Consider the following 9,806-nt stretch of genomic DNA (forward strand, 5'->3'; position numbering starts at 1 on the left):
CCCTGCTCCCACAGCCGCTCCCACTCCCGCTCCGCCGCCGCGGGTACAGGCACCGACACCGGCGTTTCGCCGTGTTCGCCCTCCGGCGGCTTGTTGTCGTTCTCGCGCGGGGCCATGCCGTTTCCTCCATCGCCTGGGTGGATCAGTGGTTCCGTGGATCGGCGGATACATGTGGATACGTGGGGCAAGTGCCGTACTGCTCAAGGAAGGTGAAGACGTGGGGTGGCGCGGCCCGCACCGTGGGGGAAGAAGCTGTGCGGGCCGCGCCAGTCCGAGGGGGGTTTAGTACGGGCGGTAGCTCATCCGGCGGCGCCACCACGCGACACCCGCGCCGATCAGCAGGACTCCGGCCACACCGGAGGCCGCCGACGCGACGATCAGCATCATGTTGTCCGTGCCGGAGGACGAACCCGCCGGCTGCAACGCGTCGCCCAGCTGGTTCTTGACGTCGCTGCCGCTGGTCGTGCCCTTGGCGAGCGGACCGCGTGAACCGGTGGTCGGCTCGGCGACGTACGGGAAGTACTTCTCGAAGCCCTTGTCGTTCTTGTCGACCGCGTCGCCCAAGTCGTTCTTGGAACCGACCAGTTCACCCTCCATGACCTGGAGCGCGGAGTCGATCACGTCGTCGGTGAGCCGACGCCCGTTCGGGAAGCCCGCGTTGTCGCCGTCCAGGACACCGAGGCGCTTGGGGTGCGCGGCCGGCTTGATGGAGGTGTTGAGGCGCAGCATCTCCGACGGCTTCGCGTACGGCTGCTCCGTGTTGAGATCCTTGACCCCCGTGAGGAACACGCTGACGAGGTCGTTGCGCGGCTCGGCCGGCGCCTTGATCTTGTAGATCGACTCGATGAGCTTCGGGATCTCGGGCTCGGTCACGTTCTTCAGGAACTGCGCGTCGTCCTTGGGCTCGGACGCGTTGAACTTGTCCTTGTCCTTCTGCGGGTTGACGACCTCGTTGACCAACGGGTTGCCCAGGCGCGAGACCTGCGTGTAGTAGCCCTTCGCGTTCTTGCGCTGGGTCGTGGAGTAAATGCCCACGGTCGGGCGGGACTTGGACTGCCGGATCAGGTCGTTCGGCACCTGGAGGGCGATCGTGTTGACGTTGTAGCCCTTGAGGGTGTCGTTGCCGACCTCGCTCAGGTTGCCGCCGTACAGCAGGTCGAAGACGCGCAGGTCCGCGAAGAACGGGTCGTCGGCCTGGCCCGCGAAGGTCGCGCCGCCGTTCGTCGTCTTGTAGATCGCCTGCGAGCGCAGCTTGGCGTAGTCCGGCATCGACGCGTCGCCGACGTCCGAGGGCGCCGCCGGGATGTCGTCGGCGACCTTCGTCTCGGAGACCGCCTTGCCCTTCTTGAGCTTGATCAGCTCGATGTCGTACGACTGCGTGATGTTGAGGTCGGGGTCGGTGAGGCTGGTGACCGGACCCGTGTTGTAGAGGAACGTCTTCTTGTTCTTGATCTGCGTGCTGAACGTGTAGCGGAAGACGAAGTCGTCCAGCGCGTCACCGTTGTTGTCGATGTGCAGGTCGTACTGGGCGTCGTCCGCGAACTGGTAGAAGTTCGGGCCGCCGGCGGGCTCCTCGAACGGTATCCAGTTCGCCACGATCGTCGTGGTGTCCGGCTTGTCCGGGCTGACGAACGCGTACAGGTCCGTGTTGTCGTACTGCGGGGTCCCCGAGATGAGGGGGGCCTCACGGTGGGAGGAGGCCGAGGCCACTCCCGGTTCCAGCGCGGCCGTACCGGCGGCTGCGAGCCCCCCGGTGGCCAGCGCGCCGCATACGAGGGCCGCGAGCTTCCTGCGTCCCGCACCGCTCCTGGAGATAGGTGTCATGCCGTCCGTCCTCAGTGCCAACTTGCCTGACGCATCGGGATTCGGAGCAGGTGCCGGGGCGGATTGGTCAAACCTGAAAAGTTTTTTTGGCGCCTTCCAATCCGTCCCTTGACCCGCGTTTTGGGCAAGCTGATCCGTAACCCATCCGTAGAGGTGTTCGCTACGAACGCCTCGTGTGACGGGATGTGATGAGGGGATGGGCCGCGTGCGGTCGAAGAGTGGGGGACGGGTGGAGGCCGACGAGCTCCTGGTGCAGGTGGCGGCAGGTGATCAACGGGCCTTCGAGGAGCTGTACGGACTGGTGTCCGGGCCGGTGTTCGGACTGGTGCGCCGGGTCGTGCGCGACCCGGCGCAGTCCGAGGAGGTGGCCCAGGAGGTGCTGTTGGAGATGTGGCGGTCCGCCGCCCGCTTCGACCCCGGCCGGGGCAGCGCCCTGTCCTGGGTCCTCACCCTCGCCCACCGCCGGGCCGTCGACCGGGTGCGCAGCGCCCGCGCGGCCGTCGACCGGGAGCAGCGCGAGGCCCGGCGCTCCCACCACCCCGCCTTCGACCAGGTGACCGAGGAGGTCGAGGCCGGGCTGGAGCGGCAGTTGGTGCGCCGCTGCCTGGACCGCCTCACCGCCCTGCAACGGCAGTCCGTCACCCTCGCCTATTACGACGGCTATACGTACCGTGAAGTGGCCGAGCGGCTCTCGCTGCCGCTGGGCACGGTCAAGACCCGCATGCGTGACGGACTCACCCGGCTGCGCGACTGCCTGGGAGGTGTCGCATGAGCATCCTCGCCCGACTGTTCGGCCGGGGGGATCTCCACTCGCTCGCCGCCCCCTACGCCCTCGACGCCCTCGAACCCGGCGAGCGCCGTCAGTTCGAGAAGCACCTCAAGGGCTGCGACCGCTGCGCCGAGGAGGTGCGGGCCATGACCGAGGACGCGGTCCGCCTCGCCTGGTCCACGGTGGCCCAGCCGCCGCTCGCCATGCGCGATCGGGTGCTGGCCGCCGTACGGCAGACTCCGCAGGAAGCCGGACCGCTGCGGGAACATGTGCGGGAACCACAGGCGCGGGAGTACACACCCCGGCTGCCGGCACATGTGTGGGGCACACAGCCGCAGGCGTCGCGCGCCCGCGCACCCCAACGGCGGCCGTTCTTCGTGCCGTTCGCCACCGCGACAGCCGCCGCCGCGCTCGTCGTGGCCTCGCTGTTCGCGGTGCAGGCGAACCAGACCCAGGACAAACTGAACGCCGAGCAGGCGCAGGCACGTGAGATCGCCCACGTTCTCGCAGCTCCCGACGCCCGCGCGACCACCGGCGCGGACACCGCGGGCCGGTCCATCGGCGTGATCGCCTCCGCCTCGGAGGGGCGCGCGGTCGTCACCCTGAGCGGATACGACGCGCTGCCGAGCGGGCGCGTGCATCAACTGTGGCTGATGCGCCCCGATGTGCAACCGCGCTCCCTCGGGCTCTTCAAGGACGACACGCCCTTGGTCACCAGCGGACTCGACAAAACTGCAACATCACTCGCAGTGACCGTCGAGCCCGACGGCGGCTCAGTGCAGCCCACAACTCAGCCAGTTGTCCAACTCGCCCTGAAATCGGTTGGATTCGGAGAGTAATCAAGGAGGGGTCGTCAACACCCTTACGGGGAAGGTGAATCCTGAGACCTCGATACACGAGTGCCCGGTTGGGGCGATAGGGTTACCCTGCCCGGGCCGGGTGGACTCGTACGGGTGGGGAGTGACATGGAACAGATAGTGCGCAGCAGGGCAAGGGTCCCTGCGATCACGTGCGGGAGCAGCGCGACGAGTTCGCGCCTCGACCGCCATCTCTCGGTGCTGGGCGGCCCTGTCGTCCCGCAGCGCGAGACGGCAGAGGCGACCTCGTTGATGCGTGAGCTCACCTCGCGTGACACCACGCAGGAACGCAGTGCCACAGGTACCCGAGTGAGCCGCGTCAAGCTCTTCGCGCCACTGCGCAGGCTGCGCCGTTCGCTGTTCGGCGGGCGCTGAGCAACTCCTCGGCGCCCCCGGGGAGTTCCCGGGGGCCCGCGCTCAGGCGACCACACCGTCCCGGCGCAGTGCTGCGATCTTTGTGTCCGCCATCCCCACGGCACGCAGCAGCGCCGCGGTGTGCTCCCCGAGCGCGGGCACGTCGCCCATCCGCGCCTCGCCCCCGCCCGGCAAGGTGATCGGCGGCAGCAGCGCCCGCAGCGGCCCGACCGGCGACCCCACCACCCGCCACCGCTCCCGGGCCGCCAACTGCGGGTGCTCCGCCAGCTGTTGTACGTCCCTGAGCCGCGCGCAGGCCACACCGGCGCGCTCCAGCAGCCCCACTGCCTCGTCGGCGCCGAGCCCACCCAGCGCCTGACCGACGAGGGCGTCGGTGCGCTCCCGGTTCACGACCCGCGCAGCATTGGTGGCGAAGTCGGGATCCACCCCCAACTCCGGCCGCCCCAACACCTGTTCGGCGAGCCGCCGCCACTCCCGGTCGTTCTGCACCGACAGCAGCACCCGCCCGCCGTCCGCCGTCGGATAGGCGTCGTACGGCGCGATGACGGCGTGCGCAAGTCCCGTGCGCGCCGGGGGAGTTCCGCCGTGCATCGCGTGGTGCAGAGGATGTCCCATCCACTCGGCGAGCGCGTCCAGCATCGACACCTCCACCGGCCCACCGCGCCCGGTCGCACCCCGGCGCACGAGCGCCGCGAGCACGCCTGAGAAGGCGTACATGGCCGCCGCGATGTCGGCGGCCGGAATCCCGGCCTTCACGGGCTGCTCCGGCGTCCCGGTCACCGACACCAGCCCCGCCTCGCACTGCACGAGCATGTCGTAGGCCCGCTTGTCGGCGTACGGGCCGCTGGGGCCGTATCCGGAGATGTCCACGGCGACCAGCCGCGGATGCGCCGCGCACAGGGTTGCCGCGTCGAGCCCGAGCCGGGCGGCGGCCCCGTGCGCGAGGTTCTGCACGAACACGTCCGCGTCGGCGATCAGCCGCCGTACGACGTCCAGTCCGCGCGGGTCCTTCAGGTCGAGGGCGATCGACTCCTTCCCCCGGTTGCACCACACGAAGTGCGAGGCCAGGCCGTCGGCCGCCCTGTCGTAGCCGCGCGCGAAGTCACCCCCGTCGATCCGCTCGACCTTGATCACCCGGGCGCCCAGATCGGCGAGTTGGCGGGTGGCGAAGGGCGCGGCGACGGCCTGTTCGACGGCTACGACGGTGATGCCCTCCAGGGGCAGCGGCAAGGACTCCATGCCGGGGATCATGTCCCGCGCCTGACACCCCTGTCATGTGGGGAGCATGATTCGTATGGCCGATGCACCGATCCTCGCCGCTCCCGGAGGCGCACGTGTGTGACCCCCACGACCAGCACGAACACGAGACGACGACCGCCACCGACCCGGTGATGGCGGCCTCCGCCCACACCACCGTCCCCACCTACGTCCCGCCCACGGGCCTGGCCCGGGACACCCCCGCCAAGACGGCCGCGCTGGACTGGATCGCCGAGCACACGGACCGCATCACCGGCCTCAACTCCGAGATCTGGGAGCACGCCGAACTCAGCCTCCGTGAGTGGAAGTCGTCCCTCGCCGAGGCCGCCTTCCTCGAACAGGCCGGATTCCAGGTCGAGTTCGGCACGGCAGGCTTCCCCACCGCCTTCACCGCGACCTACTCGTACGGCACCGGCGGCCCCGTCCTCGGCTTCAGCGGCGAGTACGACGCGCTGCCCGGCCTCTCGCAGCACAGCGGCGTCGGCCACCACGACCCGCGCGAGTACGTCCACGATCCGTTCGCGCCGGGCTACGGACCCGGTCACGGCTGCGGTCACTGTGCCCTCGGTACGGCGGCGGCCGTGGCGCAGGCCGCGCAACGGCACCAACTCCCCGTCACCGTACGGTTCTTCGGCTCGACCGCCGAGGAGAACCTGATCGGCAAGACCTACGCGGTCAGCCAGGGCGTCTACGACGGCCTCGACGCCTTCCTCGACTGGCACCCCTCGACCTCCAACGCCACCGGCTGGGGCAGCGGCACCGCGATGACGGCGGTGACGTTCACCTTCCTGGGCGTGGCCGGTCACGGCGGCCATCCCCTCGGCAACAAGAGCGCGCTGGACGCGGCCGTGATGATGGCGACCCTGTCGGAGTTCCTGCGGGAGGAGAGCGTGGCGCCGAGCGGACGCCTCCACTGGGTGATCAACAACGGGGGTGACATCCCGAACGTCACCCCCGAGATCGCGGAGATCAGCTACTACGTCCGCGAGGGCAGCCCCGCCCGCGTCCAGGTCCTCCTCGACAAGGTGATCGCCGTCTCCGAGGCGGCGGCGAAGGCCTCGCGGACGTCCGTACGGCACCGCGTCACCGCCGCCTGCTGGAACCAACTCCCCTCCAGGGCCTTCGCGGAGCTGATGTACGACAACATGCGACAGCTCGGCCCGCCCGAATTCACCGAGGAGGCACAGCAGTTGGCGCGGGACCTCCAGGAGTCGCTCGGGCTGCCGCAGCAGGGAATGCACACCGAGATCGCCGAACTCGCCCCGCCCAACCCGGTGTTCCTCGGCGGCGGCTCGACGGACGTCGCCGACATCAGCTGGAACGTACCGACCGTCTCCATGGGCGCCGCCCTCGCCCCCATCGGCAGCAAGCTGCACACCTGGGCCCTCACGTCCTGCGCGGCGGCGGCACCCGGCCGGGCCACCGTCATCGCCGCCGCCCGCTATCTCACGGCGACGGCGATCGACCTGCTCACCCAGCCGGAACAACTCAAGGCGGTCAAGGACGAGTTCAAGCAGCGCACGGAGGGCGTCGAATGGCGGACGGCCCTGCCCGACGGCTACGAACCGCCCATGTACGAACCGCCGGAGTGGTTCCTGGAGCGGACCGGCCAGACCTGGCCACCGGACAACATCACCTGGCCGCCCCGGAGGGTGGTGTCCCAGGAGAAGTTCTCGTCGCTGGGCCCCGAACTGCCGCCTCAGTACTAGCGGTTCACCGGTCGCCGCGCGCGTACCTGCGTACGGCGAGCGGCGCGAACACCGCGATCAGCGCGGCGCACCAGGCCAGCGACCCGGCGATCGGATGGGCCACCGGCCAGGCGGCGCCCTCGGGCACGGGGGAGTTGCCGAACAGGTACCGCAGGGCCGTGGTCACCGCGCTGATCGGGTTCCACTCGGCCAGGGTGCGCAGCCAGCCCGGCAGCCGGTCGGTCGGGATGTACGCGTTGGACAGCAGCGGCAGCATGAAGGTCGCGCTGCCGAGCTGACCGGCCGCCTCCTCGCTGCGGGAGGCCAGTCCGAGCAGGATGCCGACCCAGGCGCAGGCGAACCGGAAGAGCAGCAACAGGCCCACGGCAGCGACGGCTTGGAGCGCCGACCCCTCGATCCGCCAGCCCACCGCGAGACCGACCAGCAGGAACGGCACGGTACCGGCCGCCGTGACGACCAGATCCGCGGTCGCCTGTCCGAGGGGTACGGCCGCCCTGCTCATCGGCAGGGTGCGGAAGCGGTCCGTCACGCCCCGGTGCGAGTCCTGGGCCGCCTGGAACATGCCCGTCATGATGCCGTTGGCGGCGGTCGCGACCAGCAGGCCGGGGACTAGGTAGGAGCGGTACGCGTCACCCGGCATCGCGAGCGCGCTGCCGAAGACGTACCCGAAGAACAGCAACATCGTGATCGGCATGGTCTGCGTGAGGATCACCAGCGCCGGATTGTTCCGCACCCGGCGCAGCTGCCTGCCGAGCATCGCGGTGCCGTCGTACGCCAAGGCGCTCATGCCACGGGCTCCTTGCTGTCCGTCAGGCGGAGGAACACGTCGTCGAGCGTCGGCGGTCGCATGCTCGCGTCGAGCAACGGCACGCCCGCCGCGTCGAGTTCGCGCACGAGCCGGGGGAGGGTGAGCGTCGGATCGCCGGTGACCGCGCCGACGGAGTTCCGCTCGTGGTCGAACGAGGGCTCGGCGCCGGTGAGTTGGTCCAGGACCCCGGCCGCCTTCGCGAGAGCGTCCGCGTGCGCGACGACGACCTCGGCGTACGTGCCGATCAGCGCCTTCAGCTGGGCCGGTGAACCGCTGTGCGCGACCCGGCCCCTGTCCACCAGGGCGATGTCGTCGGCGAGTTGGTCGGCCTCCTCCAGGTACTGCGTGGTCAGCAGCACGGTCGTACCCTCCCTCTTCAGGTCCCGAACGGCGTCCCAGATCCGGTTCCGGCTGGCAGGGTCGAGCCCGGTCGTCGGTTCGTCCAGGAACAGCACGTCGGGGCGTCGTATGAGACTCGCCGCCAGATCGAGGCGGCGGCGCATCCCGCCCGAGTAGGTGGACGCGGGCCGGTCGGCGGACTCGGCCAGACCGAAGCGGTCCAGCAGCTCTCCGGATCGCTCCGCAGGCTCCCGCACCCGGTGCAGCCGCGCGAACAGGCGCAGGTTCTGCCGGCCGGTGAGGTCGCCGTCGACCGACGCGTACTGCCCGGTGACGCCGATCCTGCGCCGTACGGCCGAAGCCTCCCGGACGAGATCGTGCCCGGCGATCCGCGCGGAGCCCGCGTCGGGCCGCAGCAGCGTGGTGAGCAGTCGTACGGCCGTGGTCTTGCCCGCGCCGTTGGGCCCGAGGACTCCGCAGACCGTGCCCCGCGCCACCGCCAGGTCCAGCCCGCGCACGGCGTGCACAGCGCCGAAGCGCTTCTCCAGACCTTCACTAAGTACAGCGTACGTAGTAGTCATGGGTTGACCATAGCGCACTACGTACGGTGTACGTAACTAGGATGGTGATCGAGGTGATGATCAATGGCGGACCGAGCGGCCGTACCCGAAGTGATCTGGGCGCGCCCCGAGCGTGCGGGGCGGGGGCCGAAGCCGGCGTTCCGCCGCGCGGACATCGCGGCGGCGGCCGTGCGGATCGCCGACGGTGGGGGGCTGGACGCGGTCTCCATGCGGCACGTCGCGGCCGAACTGGGCTGCGGCACGATGTCGCTGTACAACTACGTCCCCCGCAAGGAGGACCTGTACGAGCTGATGGTCGACGCGGTCAGCGGCGAGCACGAGGAGTGGGAGCCGTCGGGGGACTGGCGGGCGGACATGATCCGGGTCGCCCACCAGACGCGGACGCTGATGCACGGGCATCCCTGGCTGCCGCGGTTGATGTCACCGGTGTATGGCTTCAGCCCCAATGCGTTGCGGTATCTGGAGCACTGCCTCGCCTGTCTTGATCCGGTCGAGGCGACTTACGGCATGAAGATGCAACTCGTCGGGCTGCTCAACGGGGTTGTGACGATGTACGTGACGAACGAGTTGGCGACTGCTGAGAGGTCGCGGTCCTTGCCGTGGTCGGAGGAGCAGGAGAACGCTGTGCGGATCGCGTACTTGGGGAGTCAGATCGCGGGTGGGGCTTATCCGCGGATGGCTGCGGCGTTCATGGAGGATCCGGGGCCGATTGATCTGGACGCGGTGTTCGATATGGCGCTGGAGAAGGTGTTGGACGCGTTTGCGCCGCGGGGGGATGGGGCGTAGGCGGGTGCGGGTGCGTTGTGGCTGGGCGCGCCCACGCGGCGGAGCCGCATATCAAATACAGCCCCGCGCCCCTAGGGGGTTGCAGGTGGCCCTAGATCAGAGCGAACTGGCCTTCCGGGCCCTCCTCGTGATGGTCCAGGACGGATGCGGGGTGACGGGTCCACTCCGGTGCCGGTAGGACGCCCGCCTTGCGCAGCTCCGTCGCCGTGATCGGGTCTGTCACCTCCAACTCCTCCTGCTGCGGCCGCAGTTCCGCCAACAGCGCCAACACCGTGATCAGCTCCAGCAGTTCCGACGTCCACGTCTGTTGCCAGGTCGTCGGGCGGATCGCCGTCAGCGTGCCCGGTTCCGCCTCCGCCGTTCGGGACGCGAACCACTGCTCCAGTACCCGTACCCCGCTCACCTCGAAGTCCCAGGACTCGGGCGGTACCGGGGAGATGCGGCCCTCGTCGAGGTGGAGGGTCTCCTCGTCGCGGTCGTAGTGGAGGGTGAGGGGGAGGG

Annotated in this window: 10 protein-coding genes; 5 read left to right on the plus strand and 5 right to left on the minus strand. The window is 69.7% G+C overall.

Annotation, left to right across the window (positions count from 1 at the left end; all coding sequences use genetic code 11):
* Window positions 1-282 precede the first annotated feature (282 nt).
* Window positions 283-1,824 carry a DUF4331 domain-containing protein gene (locus ACNFOC_RS44395; RefSeq protein WP_416964688.1) on the minus strand — a complete coding sequence of 514 codons (1,542 nt, stop codon included), beginning with the start codon at window positions 1,822-1,824 and terminating at the stop codon, window positions 283-285.
* A gap of 229 nt (window positions 1,825-2,053) precedes the next feature.
* Here ACNFOC_RS44395 and ACNFOC_RS44400 point away from each other — a divergent pair, with 229 nt between their 5' ends.
* The 3 genes from ACNFOC_RS44400 (at window position 2,054) to ACNFOC_RS44410 (ending at window position 3,825) form a co-directional block, all read left to right on the plus strand.
* Window positions 2,054-2,596, plus strand: a complete 543-nt coding sequence (locus ACNFOC_RS44400) for a sigma-70 family RNA polymerase sigma factor (RefSeq protein ID WP_366321662.1) — start codon at window positions 2,054-2,056, stop codon at window positions 2,594-2,596.
* On the plus strand, window positions 2,593-3,432 hold the full coding sequence (locus ACNFOC_RS44405) for an anti-sigma factor (RefSeq protein ID WP_416964689.1): 840 nt from the start codon (window positions 2,593-2,595) through the stop codon (window positions 3,430-3,432). The genes ACNFOC_RS44400 and ACNFOC_RS44405 overlap by 4 nt, the downstream gene beginning before the upstream one ends.
* A 126-nt stretch (window positions 3,433-3,558) precedes the next feature.
* Window positions 3,559-3,825: a hypothetical protein gene (locus tag ACNFOC_RS44410; RefSeq protein ID WP_033286328.1), complete on the plus strand. Its 267-nt coding sequence runs from the start codon at window positions 3,559-3,561 to the stop codon at window positions 3,823-3,825.
* Window positions 3,826-3,867: 42 nt separating this feature from the next.
* Here the strand turns inward: ACNFOC_RS44410 and ACNFOC_RS44415 are convergent, their stop codons facing one another.
* Window positions 3,868-5,076 (minus strand): CaiB/BaiF CoA transferase family protein, encoded by a 1,209-nt coding sequence (locus ACNFOC_RS44415; protein ID WP_416964690.1) that lies wholly within the window; start codon window positions 5,074-5,076, stop codon window positions 3,868-3,870.
* An 83-nt stretch (window positions 5,077-5,159) separates the two neighbouring features.
* Here ACNFOC_RS44415 and ACNFOC_RS44420 point away from each other — a divergent pair, with 83 nt between their 5' ends.
* Window positions 5,160-6,791 (plus strand): amidohydrolase, encoded by a 1,632-nt coding sequence (locus ACNFOC_RS44420; RefSeq protein WP_416964691.1) that lies wholly within the window; start codon window positions 5,160-5,162, stop codon window positions 6,789-6,791.
* A gap of 4 nt (window positions 6,792-6,795) precedes the next feature.
* Here the strand turns inward: ACNFOC_RS44420 and ACNFOC_RS44425 are convergent, their stop codons facing one another.
* Together ACNFOC_RS44425 and ACNFOC_RS44430 are read right to left on the minus strand one after the other, a co-directional pair.
* Window positions 6,796-7,578 (minus strand): ABC transporter permease, encoded by a 783-nt coding sequence (locus ACNFOC_RS44425; RefSeq protein WP_416964692.1) that lies wholly within the window; start codon window positions 7,576-7,578, stop codon window positions 6,796-6,798.
* Window positions 7,575-8,519 (minus strand): efflux ABC transporter ATPase subunit, DrrA-related, encoded by a 945-nt coding sequence (locus tag ACNFOC_RS44430; RefSeq protein WP_416964693.1) that lies wholly within the window; start codon window positions 8,517-8,519, stop codon window positions 7,575-7,577. Before ACNFOC_RS44430 ends, ACNFOC_RS44425 begins: the two co-directional genes overlap by 4 nt.
* Window positions 8,520-8,582: 63 nt before the next feature.
* On the opposite strand from ACNFOC_RS44430, the gene ACNFOC_RS44435 reads away from it, so the two are divergent.
* Window positions 8,583-9,305, plus strand: a complete 723-nt coding sequence (locus ACNFOC_RS44435; RefSeq protein ID WP_416964694.1) for a TetR/AcrR family transcriptional regulator — start codon at window positions 8,583-8,585, stop codon at window positions 9,303-9,305.
* Window positions 9,306-9,396: 91 nt separating this feature from the next.
* Here the strand turns inward: ACNFOC_RS44435 and ACNFOC_RS44440 are convergent.
* Window positions 9,397-9,806: type ISP restriction/modification enzyme (locus ACNFOC_RS44440; protein ID WP_416964695.1), on the minus strand; the 410-nt coding region annotated here is incomplete at its 5' end.

This window comes from Streptomyces colwelliae (genome assembly GCF_048158785.1).
Lineage (GTDB): Bacteria > Actinomycetota > Actinomycetes > Streptomycetales > Streptomycetaceae > Streptomyces.

What these genes read in the sequence shown, in the direction of transcription:
- ACNFOC_RS44425 (WP_416964692.1), bottom strand. Translation starts at nt 7,578, where the DNA reads ATGAGCGCCTTGGCGTACGACGGCACCGCGATGCTCGGCAGGCAGCTG.
- ACNFOC_RS44430 (WP_416964693.1), bottom strand. Translation starts at nt 8,519, where the DNA reads ATGACTACTACGTACGCTGTACTTAGTGAAGGTCTGGAGAAGCGCTTC.
- ACNFOC_RS44435 (WP_416964694.1), top strand. Translation starts at nt 8,583, where the DNA reads ATGGCGGACCGAGCGGCCGTACCCGAAGTGATCTGGGCGCGCCCCGAG.
- ACNFOC_RS44415 (WP_416964690.1), bottom strand. Translation starts at nt 5,076, where the DNA reads ATGATCCCCGGCATGGAGTCCTTGCCGCTGCCCCTGGAGGGCATCACC.
- ACNFOC_RS44405 (WP_416964689.1), top strand. Translation starts at nt 2,593, where the DNA reads ATGAGCATCCTCGCCCGACTGTTCGGCCGGGGGGATCTCCACTCGCTC.
- ACNFOC_RS44410 (WP_033286328.1), top strand. Translation starts at nt 3,559, where the DNA reads ATGGAACAGATAGTGCGCAGCAGGGCAAGGGTCCCTGCGATCACGTGC.
- ACNFOC_RS44395 (WP_416964688.1), bottom strand. Translation starts at nt 1,824, where the DNA reads ATGACACCTATCTCCAGGAGCGGTGCGGGACGCAGGAAGCTCGCGGCC.